The following is a 14,335-nucleotide window of genomic DNA, read 5'->3' as shown; positions in this document are numbered from 1 at the left end:
CGGTAACGATCGGGCGTGGCTGTAACAACGATGACAACGAATGCCGCGGATCATGCCACAAAATCGAGGGTAAACCCAGCGTCTAATACGTCTGCGGTGAGGCGGAGGCGCCGTGCGGCGCAGAACTGCGCAAATAGGCGACGAAAATCGCCGGCGCGGCGGCGCGAACTTATTGTTGCTGCGGCAAATAAAGTGCGGCGGCTGCATCTATACTGCCAACGTGAACCCTCAAATAAAGACCTTTATATGCACGTAAAAAACAAGCAGCCACTGCCGGCGGTGACGCTGGCGGCCATCGGCGTGGTGTACGGCGATATCGGCACCAGCCCGCTGTATACCCTGCGCGAATGCCTGACGGCGGAGGAGGGCATCACCCTGACGCCGGCCTCGATTTACGGCTTTTTATCGCTGATTTTCTGGCTGCTGACGCTGGTGGTGTCGATTAAATACATTTGTTTCGTGATGCGCGCCGACAACGACGGCGAGGGAGGCATTCTGACGCTGATGTCGCTGGCGATCCGCAAGCTGGATGCGCGCTGGGTGCCGGCGGCGGTGCTGATCGGGCTGGTGGGCGGCAGCTTCTTTTACGGCGATGGGGTGATCACCCCGGCCATTTCGGTGCTCTCGGCCATCGAGGGGCTGCAGATTATCGCCCCCGAGCTGGATAGCTTTATCGTACCGCTGTCGCTGCTGGTGCTGACCGCATTGTTCGCGATCCAAAAACGCGGCACCGGCAGCGTCGGCAAACTGTTCGCCCCGGCGATGGTTATCTGGTTCCTGACGCTGGCGCTGCTGGGCCTCGGCGGCATTTTGCATCACCCCGGCGTGCTGCGGGCGCTGAACCCTTACTGGGCGGTGAATTTCTTCCTCGAATACAAGGCGGTGTCATTCTTTGCGCTGGGCATGGTGGTGCTGTCGGTCACCGGCGCCGAAGCGCTGTACGCCGATATGGGCCACTTCGGTAAAAAACCGATCCGTCTGGCGTGGTTTACGCTGGTGGCGCCGGCGCTGGTGTTGAACTACTTCGGTCAGGGGGCGCTGCTGCTGGCCAACCCGGCGGCGATCAATAACCCGTTCTTCCTGCTGGCGCCGACCTGGGCGCTGATCCCGCTGCTGGTGATCGCTACGCTGGCGACGGTGATCGCCTCGCAGGCGGTGATCTCCGGCGTGTTCTCGCTGACGCGGCAGGCGGTGCGGCTGGGCTACCTGCCGCCGATGCGTATCATCTATACCTCCGATCAGGAGTCCGGGCAGATCTACATTCCGGTGGTGAACTGGCTGCTGTTCGCGGCGGTGCTGATCGTGATCGTCAGCTTCAAACACTCCAGCAACCTGGCCTCGGCCTACGGCATCGTGGTAACCGGCACCATGCTGCTGTCGTCGATTCTGCTGAGCATCGTGGCGGTGAAAAACTGGGGCTGGCCGCGCTATCTGGGCGGGCTGATGCTGCTGGTCATGCTGTGCATCGACGTGCCGCTGTTCGGCGCCAACCTGATCAAGCTGGCGACCGGCGGCTGGTTGCCGGTGGCGCTCGGGCTAATCATTCTGCTGATCATGCTGACCTGGAAGACCGAGCGTTCGCGCCTGATCCGCCGATTGCGCGACAATCAGGAAGGGCTGAGCGCGCTGATCGAGTCGCTGGAGAAGGCGCCGCCGAAGCGGGTGCCGGGCACCGCGGTGTTTATGGAGCGCACGCCGCATGCGGTGCCGCTGGTGCTGTTGCATAACCTGAAACACAACAAGGTGCTGCACGAGCGCGTGGTGCTGTTGACCATCGTCACCACCGACATGCCGTACGTGCACAACGTGCAGCGGGTGGCGATCGAACAGCTGTCGGCGAGTTTCTGGCGGGTGGTGGCGAGCTACGGCTGGCGCGAGACGCCCAACGTGACGGACATTCTTTACCGCTGCGGGCTGGAGGGGATGAGCTTCACCATGAATGAGACCTCGTTCTTCATGTCGCGCGATACGCTGGTGCTGGGCAAACGGCCCTGGTATCTGCGCGTGCGCGGCAAGGTGTTCCAGCTGTTGCAGCGCAACGCGCTGCGGGCGCCGGATCTGTTCGAAATCCCGCCGAACCGGGTGATTGAGCTGGGAGCGCAGGTGGAATTTTGAATAAAAAAACGCTGCGGTAAACGCAGCGTTTTTCTTGGGCGGCAGGCGAATTACGCCAGGCGCTGTTCGATGATGCCGCCGCCGAGGCAGATTTCGCCCTGGTAGAATACCGCCGACTGACCGGGGGTGACGGCGGAGACCGGCTCGTCGAAACGCACTTCGATGCGTTCGTCGTCGAGCGGGGTCACGATGCAAGGGATATCCTGCTGGCGATAGCGGGTCTTCACCGTGCAGCGGAACGGGCCGCTCAGCGGCAGACGATCCACCCAGTGCAGCTGCTGCGCGATCAGGCCTACGGACATCAGGCGCGGGTGATCGTGCCCCTGCGCGACGACCAGCACGTTGTTGGCCACGTCTTTATCCACCACGTACCACGGATCTTCGCTGCTGTCTTTCAGGCCGCCGATGCCCAGCCCTTTGCGCTGGCCCAGGGTGTGATACATCAGGCCCTGGTGTTCGCCGACGGTCTGGCCGTCAACGCTGACGATCGGGCCCGGCTGGGCCGGCAGGTAGCGGCCGAGGAAGTCGCGGAACTTGCGCTCGCCGATAAAGCAGATGCCGGTAGAGTCTTTCTTCTTGGCGGTGACCAGCTCCAGTTGCTCGGCGATGCGGCGCACCTCCGGCTTCTCCAGCTCGCCGACCGGGAACAGGCTCTGCGCCACCTGCTCGTGGCTCAGGGTATAGAGGAAGTAGCTCTGATCTTTGTTGCCGTCGACGCCGCGCAGCAGGCGGCTTTTGCCGCCCACGTCCTGGCGGCGCACGTAGTGGCCGGTGGCGATGAAATCGGCCCCCAGATCTTCGGCGGCGAACTCCAGGAAGGCTTTGAATTTGATCTCTTTATTGCACAGGATGTCCGGGTTCGGCGTGCGGCCGGCCTTGTACTCTTCCAGGAACAGCTCAAACACGTTGTCCCAGTATTCCGCCGCAAAGTTCACCGTGTGCAGTTCGATGCCCAGCTTGTCGCAGACCGCTTGCGCGTCGGCCAGATCGGTCGCGGCGGAGCAGTACTCTTCGTCGTCGTCTTCTTCCCAGTTCTTCATGAACAGCCCAGCGACCTGATAGCCCTGTTGCTGTAACAGATAGGCGGTAACGGAAGAGTCGACGCCGCCGGACATACCGACGATTACTTTTTTCTGGCTGTTGTCTGACATGGGGATCTCACGAACTTGAACACGAACCGTGCTGATAAAAACAAGCGCAGGATTTTACCACGTTGGCCGCGCCGGCGCACTGTTCATCTTGTGCTGCCCGGCGCCCTTAATGCGGCCAGGCGAAGCTGCCGACCAGCGACAGCGGGTAGCGCTCCGGCTGCTGATAGCTGCGAATGCTCTCCGCCACCAGCGCGGAACGCAGGTTGGGCGCCTGCAAAATCTCGTCGGCGCTCAGCCACAGGCAGCGATCGATGTCGCTGTCGTGCGGCTCGGTCGGCAGCGGCTGTTCCAGCTCGATGACGAAGCAGAAGCGCAGAAACGGCGTGCGATCCGGCGCGATCCATTGGTGCAGGCGCAGGAACGCCTGCGGCGTGGCGCGGATGCCGGTCTCTTCCCACAGCTCGCGCTCGGCGGCCTGCACCAGCGTCTCGTCGGCCTCCAGATGGCCGGCCGGCTGATTCCACAGCGCTTTGCCGTTGATGGTTTCTTCGACAATTAAAAATTTGCCGGCGGCGTGCACCACGCAGGCGACGGTGACGTGCGGTTTGAACATGCGGTCTCCTTACAGCGGTTTGTCGATGTGCCGGTAGATATCGTCCAGCTCGGCGATGCGGGTGCGGTAGCTTTTGAGCAGACAGGCGGTGTCACCGCCGCACCGCTGGCGCTTGGTCAGCCAGGCTTGCTGGCTGTCCTGCATCGCGCCGCGCGCGCCCATGGCGAACAGGCCGCGCAGAAATTGATATTTGGTGGCCATTTGCACGTCCAGGTCGTTCAGCGTGCGGTTGGCGCAGATGGCGCGTTCATCGCTGCCTGCCGCCTTGGCGCAGTCGAAGCTGGCGGCAGGGGCGGCGAACGGGGCCGCCAGAGCGGCGAGCAGCAGCGCGATCGGAACGTGTTTCATGGCGCCTCCATCAGTTATCGGTCTACAGGGAATCGATGGTTTTCCATTCACCGGGCTGCAGTGAACCCAGCGAAAGATTACCCATACTGTAGCGAATCAGGCGCAGGGTAGGGAACCCGATATGCGCCGTCATGCGGCGCACCTGGCGGTTTCGCCCTTCGAACAGGGTGATTTTCAGCCAGCTGGTGGGGATGGATTTACGCTCGCGGATCGGCGGATTGCGCGGCCACAGCCACTGCGGCTCGGCCACCAATTCCACCCCGGCGGGCAGCGTGGGCCCGTCTTTCAGCGTGACGCCGCTGCGCAGCGGCGCCAAATCACTCTCCTGCGGCGCCCCCTCGACCTGCACATAGTAAATTTTGCCGGTGCGTTTGCCTGGCTGGGTGAGCTGCGCCTGCAGCTGGCCGTCGTTGGTCAGCACCAGCAGCCCCTCGCTGTCGCGATCCAGGCGCCCGGCGGCGTAAACGTCGGGGAAGGGGATGTACTCTTTCAGCGTGGCGCGGCCGGCTTCGTCGGTGAACTGCGGCAGCACGTCGAAGGGCTTGTTGAATAACACAATGCGGCGCGGCCCCTTCGGCGCGGCGGGTTTGGCGGCATTCGGCTTGCTGAATCGTTTAACGTTGTGATTTCTAACAGAGAATTTTTTCATAACGGTTGAGATTACGGATGATAAGCGCATTATAACCGAATCCGTTTCGGATTGGCGCGGACCGAATATTCAAGTAGTATCTACACGCATCTTACAAAGCATTAACAAAATTGCGCTTGAAGGAGAGGTTGATGGAAAGCAAAGTAGTTGTTCCGGCAGAAGGTAAAAAAATCACGGTTGACGCCCAGGGTAAACTGGTTGTTCCTCATAACCCGATCATTCCGTTCATCGAAGGCGACGGCATCGGCGTTGACGTGACTCCTGCCATGATCCACGTGGTTGATGCGGCCGTTAAAAAGGCTTACCACGGCGAACGTAAAATCTCCTGGATGGAAATCTACACCGGCGAAAAATCTACCCACGTTTACGGTAAAGACGTGTGGCTGCCGGACGAAACTCTGGACCTGATCCGCGACTACCGCGTCGCCATCAAAGGCCCCCTGACCACCCCGGTCGGCGGCGGCATCCGTTCTCTGAACGTGGCCCTGCGCCAGCAGCTGGACCTGTACGTGTGCCTGCGCCCGGTGCGTTACTACCAGGGCACCCCAAGCCCGGTGAAACAGCCTGAGCTGACCGACATGGTGATCTTCCGCGAAAACGCCGAAGACATCTACGCCGGCATCGAGTGGAAAGCCGGTTCCGCCGAAGCGGACAAAGTGATCAAATTCCTGCGCGACGAAATGGGCGTGAAGAAAATCCGCTTCCCGGAGCAGTGCGGTATCGGCGTGAAGCCATGCTCCGAAGAAGGGACCAAGCGTCTGGTGCGTGCGGCGATCGAATACGCCATCACCAACGACCGTGACTCCGTGACCCTGGTTCACAAAGGCAACATCATGAAGTTCACCGAAGGTGCCTTCAAGGATTGGGGCTATGAGCTGGCGCGCGAAGAGTTCGGCGGCGAGCTGATCGACGGCGGCCCATGGCTGAAGATCAAGAACCCGAACACCGGCAAAGAGATCGTGGTTAAAGACGTGATCGCCGACGCCTTCCTGCAGCAGATCCTGCTGCGCCCGGCGGAATACGACGTGATCGCCTGTATGAACCTGAACGGCGATTACATCTCCGACGCCCTGGCGGCCCAGGTCGGCGGCATCGGCATCGCGCCGGGCGCCAACATCGGCTCCGACTGCGCCCTGTTCGAAGCGACTCACGGCACCGCGCCGAAGTACGCCGGCCAGGACAAAGTGAACCCAGGCTCCATCATCCTGTCTGCAGAGATGATGCTGCGCCACATGGGCTGGTTCGAAGCGGCTGACCTGATTGTTAAGGGCATGGAAGGCGCCATCGCCGCCAAGACCGTGACCTATGACTTCGAACGCCTGATGGAAGGCGCTAAACTGCTGAAATGTTCAGAGTTTGGCGACGCTATCGTAAAACACATGTAATGGTGTTAAAGCGTTAAATGAGAACGGGAGCCTTAGGGCTCCCGTTTTTTATTGTTCCAATTGCATGGGTTATTGCGCTGCCGCAATCCGGCGCCGGAGCCAACAGAGCAGGGCTGTTATGCAATTGCGCGAGATTGATATCAGCTCGAACAAGGGGAGAGTTACCTCATTATTCCCGGACAGACGGCTGATGGAATCGTGGTGAAAACCTCTACATGGCACGCTGTGCGGAGGCTGGATTTGTACTGATCTCAGGAAAGTTGCTGATCGGCGACGTCATCATAATGTCAGTGAGAGCGGATGAACTGAACCATGCCGGTGCGCACTCGCTGGGGGCGTGATGCTCCATCACATGTACGGTCAGCTAAGTAATCGTGTCCCTTACGAGTGATATTGGCAGGAACGAACAATCACGATTTTGCGTTTTAACGGGTGAACTTCTTGACTTCAACTGTTAACATTAAAGGGGATTATTATTCTATAGGAAAAGGATTAAATGAGAGAGTTTGGTTTTTTATTGCTGGCAGTAGGTGTCGTTTGGCTGCTGATAGCTTTTAACATGGACACCTATGTTTTTACTGGGTATGGTGAACGTGTCAATAACATTGGTTTGATCGCATCTAAACAGAATCACTTGCTGATATCATCAGTTATTTCTATTTGCGCCATTTTGATGATCATCTTTGGGAAATCGTCGTCTAAGGCAACCAATGTATATGTAAAATGCCCGTTCTGTGCTGAAGAAATAAATCCTGAAGCAATAAAATGCAAGCATTGCGGTAGTGATGTATCGGTTCAGTTGAAAGTACAGAAAGAAAACAAGTTCTCATTTTATGGATTTGATCATAATTTATTGCTATCAGAAGATGATAGTTCAACACTAAATGACAGTGAGGTGATGAAATTAGCTAATAAAATCAAATCAATATCAAATTCAAGTCGTGATTCTTATATTTTTGGTGAGCATCAATCAGATATCACATACATTAAATAAAAACTCCCTAAAGCTGTTCAAGATGAGTTTGTAAAAAGGTTAAAATACTGGCTTGCTAAATAAAACTTATTCGTCAAGAAAGCCGCGCCATGCGCGGTTTTTTTATGGGGCGAGTATGCCTTTTAAGATTCCTGAAATTAAATGAATTTGCCTCTAAGGTGTTCTGAAAACGGGGGCTGGGAGAGTTTACCGTTTATTCTCCGGAAGTCCAATTTAAACATTAAAAGCCCTTGCTGCAATTCTACCTGATTTACAAAAATTTATGCTGGAAAGCTGGGGGGCAATTATTCTTGGGAGGCTATAGTCTGAAGGAAACCCATGCCGGTATATTCCAGCTTACTCACCACTAGTAAGCTGGAAATTACCAATATGGGTTTATACAAGAGTTCATCACATGTGTTCTGTCGTTGCAAATACCACCAAGTCTGGACGCCGAAGTATCGACTTCAAATACTTTGCGACAAGGTGGGGAAAGAGCTCTATTGAACAATTTCCATCCTCTGCAACATGAAGGTCTGTGAGGTTTTGGAGCTAAATATTCACCAACTCACGAGCATTTGTCCCACCGAAGTTATCGACTTATACGTTGATGGACGTCCTAAAAGGATGCAGTGCAATCCGCCTTTACAGTCGTTTTCCGCACATACGCAAGAAGCTGTGAGGCAACCATTTTGGGGCAAGGGAATACGGTAAGGATAAACGAGGAAATTATCAGAGATACGTAAAGCATCAGGATGAAAGAGACCAGGAGATCGAACAGCAGATGGAATTGTAGCAGGATTAACTCGAATATTGCCCCCTTTTAAGGGGCTTCATGTAAAGCCACCTCCTCAGGAGGTGGTCTTTGACTGTCTACTGTCCGAATGCACAAGGTATCGGACAAGATCACCGCGCGGCGTTAGCCGATTCACGCACCACCAGCACCGGGCAATTGGCGTGGCGGACGACGGCGGTGGCATTGGAGCCGAGGAGATAAGTGATGGCAGAAGGGCGGTTGGAACCCATCACGATAATCTCCGCGTTGAGCGCATCGGCGAGCTCCAGGATCTGATCTTTAGGATCGCCGACGGCAACGTGCGTGGTCACTCTATCTTCAGGCACGCTGAATTCTTTGGCCGCTTTTGCCAGCCCCTCGGTTGCTACCGCAATGATTTCGTCTTTGGTTTCTATCGCCGCCGTGGCGGCAAAGCCGAAAGCGGCATAGGTGGCGCGCGACGGGATCACCGCCAGGAAATGGACGTGGGAGTCTTCGAGCCTGGCGAGCGCGTTGACATGCGGGATGACCTGCTGTGTTAATTCCGGCTCGGTAATATCCACGGGAACCAAAATAGTTTTGTACATACTCCCTCCTTATCGTTTTCAAAAAACTCCACTTTTTGGATTATAGCTGCTTGACGCCGAGAAAACGGCGATCGGTATGGCAGAACCAAAGAAATTGACCGCCAACAGGGAAAGTATGCGGAAACCGTTGTTATGGCAATCGATTAGAAGCGGCTGATCTGGCCGTTAAAGGCATGTGACGGCGTAACCAGCTGGGTGTTCGTGAACATGGCATCCAGCGAGCCGGTTTATCTCAGCATTGTGAGCCAAAAGACCGTGTTGAAATTTATGTGTAGTGCTTACAAAGGATGAGTGAAAACGTGTATGCCGCCGCTGTCTATTCATACGTTATTCTGTCAAAAATTGGTGCGTCACTGCTAGTGTAGTGACGGACTTCACAGCCCCTGGAGAAAGTTTTAAGGTCAGTTGCGGTGTATATTGATCCTGTATAACGTATTGGCCGGGGCTCTTTGCGTGGCCCGCGTCAACTGATTTCACTACTGAGAATTATCCATAAGGACAGGGATATGAAAAGAACGCATTCAGGCTATAAAACCGGCGTTGCCACAGTATTGGCGGCGATGACCGCGCTGGCATTAACGGGGTGCGCCAAGAGCACGGCCCCCAGCCAAACCGATCCGGTAAATAAAGAGGTTGACGATCTTTTCACCAACCTTGGCGACCCAAAGAAGCCGGCGCCGGGAAAAGAGAAAGAACACTATATCGCCCAGTTGCAGGCCGCGATTCAAAGCCATTTGAAAGATGCCGAAGCCTACTCAGGCAAGCGTTGCACATTGAGCATCAAGCTGGCGCCGGACGGTATGCTGATCAGCATTCGGGCTGAACAAGGGGAACCGGAACTTTGCCAGGCCGCGATCAAAGCAATCGCCAATGCGCGTCTGCCTAAGCCGCCAACGGCCGCGGTTTACGAAGCGGTCAAAAGCAGCACGTTGGAATTTCGCCCGCAGTGAATAAACAACGCTGTTTCCGTGCAACGCTATCCCGGTCAAGGCCGGGATTTTTTATTGCCGTCACCCTGCGTTAATGGGTGAAAATCACTAAAGCCCTTGATGAATGGTGACGATAACCCTTAAAACTCCTGATTATAAAAGAGTGGCCATGCGTTTTTTCTGGGTCAGCATCGGTGGCAGCGTCGCGGAAGTTTTGAAGGGCGAATTCCTATGGGCGCCGCAATATGGAATAAATAAGACTGGGAACATGTTTAAACCTGCCGGGTGGGAAACGGTCAAAAAAGTCAAAGAGGGTGACCTGATTTTTTGCCACAAAGGTAGGAAGATTATCGGCGTGGCGACAGCGGTACGCGATGCTTACTCTGCACCGCGGCCTGAGCATCGGGTCGCGGGACCGCCGCATATTGCGGGTACCCAAGTCGATTTGGAACTGACGCGTCTTGAACTCCCTATTGATGTTTCCCTTTTTAATCAGGCGTTCATACGCATGCACAACCAGGCTTGCCTTCCGCGCGTTTTTAATAAGAAAGGCGGATGCACCGAAAACTATATGTGCGAGATCCCCGCGCCGGCAGCCGCGTTGATCGCCGGTTTTATCTCGGAAAATCTCTCTATCAACCTCCATGCGGATACCGTCGAAATCACCAGAGAGGTCGGTGGTGAGCAAGAAAGGGTGATTCAGGCGCGGATTGGGCATGGTCCCTATCGCGATAAAATGTTTAAGCGGTGGGGAAATCGGTGCGCCGTCACGGGGATTGCTGAGCCGTCCATTCTCATTGCCTCTCACATCGTTGCCTGGTCGATTGCGACCCCAGAAGAGAAAGTGGATCCGCACAATGGTCTGCCGTTAATCCCCAATCTGGACAAGCTGTTCGATCGCGGCACGATTAGTTTTGCCGATGATGGACGTCTGCTGTATCCACAGACGAAGAGCAGCTTGTTAGATGAGTTAAAGATCCCGCTGGATGCGAACATTAGCGGGTTGTCTGAAAAGAACAGAGCTTACCTGCGGCGGCATCGAGCGAGATGGGGTTTTGAAGTAGAACCCTGATGCAGGTTTGCAAATCAGGACCGGGGCTCTTACCGATACATCATCGCGCTCACGCGCTCGCTTCGGTCTTTAAAACCGTTGCTGCGCATCGTGACCACATAGTAGCGATAGTGATGTTTCTGTGCGTATTCGCGCACCAGATCTTCGGCGAACAGGCCGCTGAAGGTGACGGTGGTGACGAACGTCAGCCCTTTCACTTCGTAGGTGCTGATCTCTTGCGGGGTGCCGATATACGGCGGCGGGAACACGGTTTTGTGGAACTGGCAGCCCGCCAGCAGCAGGGTAAACAGCAGGGCGGCGGGTATTTGCGGTATGCTCATCGGGAAAAGCTTTCCTTCCTTGGCGTGTGTTTTAGTAACTCTATAATAGGATTACAAAATTCGGCGGGGATGTAAAAATTATCCCGCTTCGGTTGCCGTTTCGTTGAAGCGGTGTCGCCGTATCCATCAGCATGAGGATTAAAACATGTTTGTTCGCCAGGCCACTGACAGCGATGTCGCAGCCCTGATCGCCCTCGACAGCGTCGCCGAACACGAACCGCAGCGCGCGGCGCAGATCCGCGCCTGGTGCGGGCAGGGGGATTGCTATCTTGCCGAGGAACAGGGCGTGGTGATGGGCTATGGCGTATTGCACTATCACTTCTTCGGCTGTGGCTTTATCGAGATGCTGATGGTCGGCGAGCGCTATCGCCGCCGGGGCGTCGGGCAGGCGTTGATTACGGCATTGAAGTCCCATTGCCGACACCCGAAGCTGTTCACTTCCACCAATCGTTCCAACCTGCCGATGCAGCGGCGGCTGCTGAACGCCGGATTTGTCGCCAGCGGCCAGATTGACAATCTCGATGACGGCGATCCGGAGCAGGTCTTTTTTTATCCCGCTGCGCTAATACAACCGGACATCGACCGCCTGCTGTTGCAGCCAGGTGCTGACGTAGCCATAAGCGGCATAGAAGGCCAGCAGCGCGAAGATCAGCACCGAAAGCGAGGCCAAAAATTTGACGTCGCCGTGCTTCGAAAGCTGGTAAGCGCAAGAGATAAGGGCCAGCAGGCACAGCAGGGTGAAGGCGAGGGCCAGCGTGGCGTAGAAAATAAGCATAACGAAACCCGTTCTTCCTTGTGAGCCTGGCAAGGATACCACAGACAAAAAAAGGGGCCCAAACGAGCCCCTGCGTGATTCGCTGCGGGAGGTTTACTCCACCGCATCGGGATGGTTTTTGCCTTCCTCGATAAATTCTTCGTCGATCTCTTCGATGTTCTCCTCGCTGTCGCGGCCGGACAGGATGTTCCAGCAGGCGATGAACAGCGCGGCGATCAAGGGGCCGATGACGAAGCCGTTGATGCCGTAGATCTCCATGCCGCCCAGGGTGGAGATCAGGATCAGGTAGTCCGGCATTTTGGTGTCTTTGCCCACCAGCAGCGGGCGCAGGATGTTGTCCACCAGGCCGATCACCACCACGAAGAACACCACCAGGAAGATACCTTTCCACAGCATGCCGGTGGCGAAGAAGTAGATCACCGCCGGCACCCAGATGATGGCGGAGCCCACGGCCGGGATGATCGACAGGAATGCCATCAGCGCGCCCCACAGCAGGCTGCCGTCGATGCCGGTAAAGTAAAACGCCAGCCCGCCGAGCGCGCCTTGCACCACGGCGACCACCACCGTGCCCTTGACGGTGGCGCGGGAAACGGCGGCGAACTTCACGAACAGGTGGTGTTTCACGTGCTGGGAGAGCGGCAGCGCTTCGAGCGCCAGGTTCACCAGATAGGGGCCGTCTTTCAGCAGGAAGAACAGCAGATAGAGCATCACGCCGAAGCCGACGACGAAGTTGAAGGTGCCCTTGCCGATCAGGAACACGCTGCCCGCCAGATATTGCCCGCCTTTGAGCGCCACCTCGGAAAGCTGCTTTTGGATCTCGGCGGCGCTGTTGAGGTTATGCTCCGCCAGGAAGCGCTGCGCCCAGCCGGGCAGGTGGCGCATAAAGTCCGCCAGCATGGTCGGCAATTGGCTGTTGTTGGTCTGCAGCTTGGTGTAGATCACGTTGAATTCCATCGCCAGCGACGAGGCGATGATCGCCAACGGCGTGAACACGATCAGGCAAATCAGCGCCACCGTCAGCAGCGACACCACGCCGTTGCGTTCGCCGACGTACTGCTTCAACTTCTTTTTCACCGGATGGAAAATCACCGCCAGAATAACCGCCCACAGCACCGAGGAGTAATAAGGCCCCAGCACGTCGAGAAAAGCGGCGGTAACGATGAACAGGATCAGAATAAAGAATCCCTTGGAAATGCCTTTAGACATCATAGTCGTCCCTCAAAAGATGAATTTTCAGCATAGATGAATTGAATGAAAACAACACTATCATCACCTTTGCTTAACCGGTAGGGGATTTTTAGTGGCGTATTCCATAGGGTTATTAAGGGCAAGGCGGGCGCCGCACGGTGAACAGGCGGCGGCGTGAGAAAATAAAGAGGGCTAAATAATTAACAAAATTTATCGATTGTGTTTCATTTTGTGAGCCGCGCTTGCCGCCTGCGCCAGGCTTTCCTAGTTTTTAGGAGGGCGGCCGTTCGCCCGATACCACGAAGGAGTATGCAAATGACTGAACACAAACGACTTGCCGTTATCGAAAAGGTGCTGCTGATCGCTTTCGCCGGCGTGCTGGTTTATCTTGCCGCGACCGGCGCCTTGTCATTATCGGGTCTGGACCATCACTGGCCTTATCCTTCGCGCTGAGCGTGATTGATCTCACCACGCAGACCCGATAACGATAACTAGCGGCTGTACCCTACGACACTGGATCCCCAGAATAAATCACCCGTCATTCGCCTCGTTCTTTGGCGCGCAGGGCGGTGACGCTCTCTCCGCCGACGCCCCAGTTGTCGGTGGCTACCTCGTCAATCACCACGAAAGTGGTGTGGCGTGGCTTATTCAGCACCCGCTCCAGCAGCGTGGTGGCTCCTTCGATCAGCATGCGCTTTTGCGCGGCGCTGACCCCTTCGTCGGTCACTTTAATGTTGACGTATGGCATGGCGTTTCTCCCCGGTTTCACCAGACGCCGGCGGTGGCGCCGCCGTCAACCGCGAGCGCCGCGCCGGTAACGAAATTGGCATCGGTCAGATACAGCACCGCATCGACGATGTCCTGCGGCTGGCCGACGCGGCCGGTTGGCGCCAGTTGCCGCATCTGCGTCAGGCTCTGTTCATCATTTTGATGCATCGGCGTGGCGATGATGCCGGGCGCCACGGCGTTGACCATCACGTTGTGCGGCGCTAACTCCAATGCCAGCTCGCGCACGGCGTGGTTAAGGCCGCCTTTAATCAGCACCGGCAGCAAAGCGGGCACTTTGCTGTTGGGCTGCATGGCGATCGACGCGGTGATGGCGACGATGTGGCCGGCGCCGCGTTGCTGCATATGCCGGGCGGCGGCCTGCGCCGGGTAGAAGAAGCCTTTCAGATTGGTTGCCACCATCGCGTCGACCTCCTCCGGCGTATAGTCGGCGATCGGCTTGGCGATAAATATACCGGCGTTATTGATGAGAATATCTACCTGACCAAAAGCCTGTATCGCCAGGCTGAACAACCGTTCGGCGGTTTCCGGCAGCGCAATGTCTCCCGGCGCCAGCAGCAGATTGGCCGGGCGGCCGAGTTTGTCCGCCGCCGCCTGCAGCCGTTCAAGCGAACGGGCGTTTGCGACAACCTGATAGCCGCGCGCCAGGTAGGCTTGCGCGATGGCGAAGCCCAAGCCGCTCGATGCGCCCGTGACGATGACCGTTTTTACTTTGCTCATTTTCTCTCC

Annotated in this window: 15 protein-coding genes and 2 pseudogenes; 8 read left to right on the top strand and 9 right to left on the bottom strand. The window is 56.5% G+C overall.

Features of this window, described 5'->3' with window-relative positions:
- Positions 1-246: 246 nt before the first annotated feature.
- Positions 247-2,115, top strand: a complete 1,869-nt coding sequence (gene kup, locus ACJ8OK_RS21150) for a low affinity potassium transporter Kup (protein WP_015377607.1) — start codon at positions 247-249, stop codon at positions 2,113-2,115.
- Between the two features lie 50 nt (positions 2,116-2,165).
- On the opposite strand, the gene mnmA is transcribed toward kup, so the two are convergent.
- The 4 genes from mnmA to rluE all read right to left on the bottom strand — a co-directional run bounded on the left by mnmA (position 2,166) and on the right by rluE (position 4,816).
- Positions 2,166-3,266, bottom strand: coding sequence for a tRNA 2-thiouridine(34) synthase MnmA (gene mnmA / locus ACJ8OK_RS21145; protein WP_442530986.1), 1,101 nt, complete (start codon positions 3,264-3,266; stop codon positions 2,166-2,168).
- Between the two features lie 106 nt (positions 3,267-3,372).
- The gene (locus ACJ8OK_RS21140; RefSeq protein WP_004941205.1) at positions 3,373-3,819 is read right to left on the bottom strand and encodes an NUDIX hydrolase; all 447 of its coding nucleotides are present in this window, start codon (positions 3,817-3,819) and stop codon (positions 3,373-3,375) included.
- A gap of 9 nt (positions 3,820-3,828) precedes the next feature.
- On the bottom strand, positions 3,829-4,167 hold the full coding sequence (locus ACJ8OK_RS21135; RefSeq protein ID WP_442530984.1) for a lysozyme inhibitor LprI family protein: 339 nt from the start codon (positions 4,165-4,167) through the stop codon (positions 3,829-3,831).
- Positions 4,168-4,189: 22 nt separating this feature from the next.
- Positions 4,190-4,816, bottom strand: a complete 627-nt coding sequence (gene rluE, locus ACJ8OK_RS21130) for a 23S rRNA pseudouridine(2457) synthase RluE (RefSeq protein WP_033633281.1) — start codon at positions 4,814-4,816, stop codon at positions 4,190-4,192.
- A 131-nt stretch (positions 4,817-4,947) separates the two neighbouring features.
- Here rluE and icd point away from each other — a divergent pair, with 131 nt between their 5' ends.
- From icd to tnpA, 3 genes and pseudogenes are all read left to right on the top strand, one after another.
- Entirely contained in the window at positions 4,948-6,201 is a 1,254-nt protein-coding gene (icd, locus tag ACJ8OK_RS21125) for an NADP-dependent isocitrate dehydrogenase (RefSeq protein ID WP_015377612.1), read from the top strand.
- Between the two features lie 496 nt (positions 6,202-6,697).
- On the top strand, positions 6,698-7,195 hold the full coding sequence (locus tag ACJ8OK_RS21120) for a zinc ribbon domain-containing protein (RefSeq protein ID WP_442530982.1): 498 nt from the start codon (positions 6,698-6,700) through the stop codon (positions 7,193-7,195).
- A 369-nt stretch (positions 7,196-7,564) separates the two neighbouring features.
- A pseudogene (tnpA, locus tag ACJ8OK_RS21115) lies at positions 7,565-7,970 on the top strand (IS200/IS605 family transposase).
- Positions 7,971-8,080: 110 nt separating this feature from the next.
- Here the strand turns inward: tnpA and uspF are convergent.
- Positions 8,081-8,536, bottom strand: coding sequence for a universal stress protein UspF (uspF, locus tag ACJ8OK_RS21110; RefSeq protein WP_033633280.1), 456 nt, complete (start codon positions 8,534-8,536; stop codon positions 8,081-8,083).
- 449 nt (positions 8,537-8,985) lie between these two features.
- Between uspF and tolA the strand changes: the two genes are divergently transcribed.
- Positions 8,986-9,486: a cell envelope integrity protein TolA gene (gene tolA, locus ACJ8OK_RS21105; protein ID WP_232733357.1), complete on the top strand. Its 501-nt coding sequence runs from the start codon at positions 8,986-8,988 to the stop codon at positions 9,484-9,486.
- Between the two features lie 148 nt (positions 9,487-9,634).
- Positions 9,635-10,537 carry an HNH endonuclease gene (locus ACJ8OK_RS21100; protein ID WP_442530981.1) on the top strand — a complete coding sequence of 301 codons (903 nt, stop codon included), beginning with the start codon at positions 9,635-9,637 and terminating at the stop codon, positions 10,535-10,537.
- Positions 10,538-10,566: 29 nt separating this feature from the next.
- On the opposite strand, the gene ACJ8OK_RS21095 is transcribed toward ACJ8OK_RS21100, so the two are convergent.
- Positions 10,567-10,857 (bottom strand): hypothetical protein, encoded by a 291-nt coding sequence (locus ACJ8OK_RS21095; protein WP_015377616.1) that lies wholly within the window; start codon positions 10,855-10,857, stop codon positions 10,567-10,569.
- A gap of 145 nt (positions 10,858-11,002) precedes the next feature.
- Here ACJ8OK_RS21095 and ACJ8OK_RS21090 point away from each other — a divergent pair.
- Positions 11,003-11,413 (top strand): annotated as a pseudogene (locus tag ACJ8OK_RS21090) (GNAT family N-acetyltransferase); the annotation flags it as partial.
- Between the two features lie 312 nt (positions 11,414-11,725).
- Here ACJ8OK_RS21090 and ACJ8OK_RS21085 read toward each other — a convergent pair.
- Positions 11,726-12,841: an AI-2E family transporter gene (locus tag ACJ8OK_RS21085; protein WP_016928057.1), complete on the bottom strand. Its 1,116-nt coding sequence runs from the start codon at positions 12,839-12,841 to the stop codon at positions 11,726-11,728.
- A 294-nt stretch (positions 12,842-13,135) separates the two neighbouring features.
- Between ACJ8OK_RS21085 and ACJ8OK_RS21080 the strand changes: the two genes are divergently transcribed.
- Positions 13,136-13,273 (top strand): hypothetical protein, encoded by a 138-nt coding sequence (locus ACJ8OK_RS21080; protein WP_004941229.1) that lies wholly within the window; start codon positions 13,136-13,138, stop codon positions 13,271-13,273.
- An 85-nt stretch (positions 13,274-13,358) separates the two neighbouring features.
- Here the strand turns inward: ACJ8OK_RS21080 and ACJ8OK_RS21075 are convergent, their stop codons facing one another.
- Together ACJ8OK_RS21075 and ACJ8OK_RS21070 are read right to left on the bottom strand one after the other, a co-directional pair.
- Entirely contained in the window at positions 13,359-13,568 is a 210-nt protein-coding gene (locus ACJ8OK_RS21075) for a tautomerase family protein (RefSeq protein ID WP_033633277.1), read from the bottom strand.
- 17 nt (positions 13,569-13,585) lie between these two features.
- The gene (locus ACJ8OK_RS21070; RefSeq protein WP_089184505.1) at positions 13,586-14,326 is read right to left on the bottom strand and encodes an SDR family NAD(P)-dependent oxidoreductase; all 741 of its coding nucleotides are present in this window, start codon (positions 14,324-14,326) and stop codon (positions 13,586-13,588) included.
- Positions 14,327-14,335 lie beyond the last annotated feature (9 nt).

Origin of the sequence: Serratia sp. CY71090 (assembly GCF_052166845.1) — a bacterium.
GTDB classification, from domain to species: Bacteria; Pseudomonadota; Gammaproteobacteria; order Enterobacterales; family Enterobacteriaceae; genus Serratia; species Serratia nematodiphila.
Note: the sequence above shows the minus strand (reverse complement) of the source record. Positions and strands in the feature narration are given on the sequence as shown.